The sequence below is a fragment of the Sulfitobacter sp. G21635-S1 genome (assembly GCF_027213915.1).
In the GTDB taxonomy this organism is placed as follows: domain Bacteria; phylum Pseudomonadota; class Alphaproteobacteria; order Rhodobacterales; family Rhodobacteraceae; genus Sulfitobacter.
In genome coordinates this window covers 1-262 of the sequence record NZ_JAPWGV010000103.1, presented here as the reverse complement: position 1 = coordinate 262, position 262 = coordinate 1, and the positions used below count along the sequence as shown (strand labels likewise).

Sequence of the window (262 nt, the reverse complement as noted above, 5' to 3'; positions counted from 1 at the left end):
GCGCCACACACGCTAAGTCGATAATTCGTCCCAACAAGTAAATAGCAAACGGCTTTCGGTCACTAAACAGAGGGTAGACCAAGAACACAAGTGCCAATACCCAGCTGACGTGTATCGGCCTAAAAACAGGGGCTGACAGATTGGCCAGAATGCCCTGCCAAATCTGAAAAACAGAAAGAGCGATAGCCGCAATTGCGGCTATCGTAACAATGACATTGGTAATTTTTTGGTTACGAGGATGAAATTCACTCATCACTTACTC

Annotated in this window: 1 protein-coding gene; it reads right to left on the bottom strand. The window is 45.8% G+C overall.

Annotated features, from left to right (window positions below; all coding sequences use genetic code 11):
* A partial coding sequence (locus O4H53_RS27070) for a hypothetical protein (protein ID WP_269368113.1) occupies nucleotides 1-253 on the bottom strand: 253 nt, incomplete at its 3' end.
* Nucleotides 254-262: the final 9 nt, after the last annotated feature.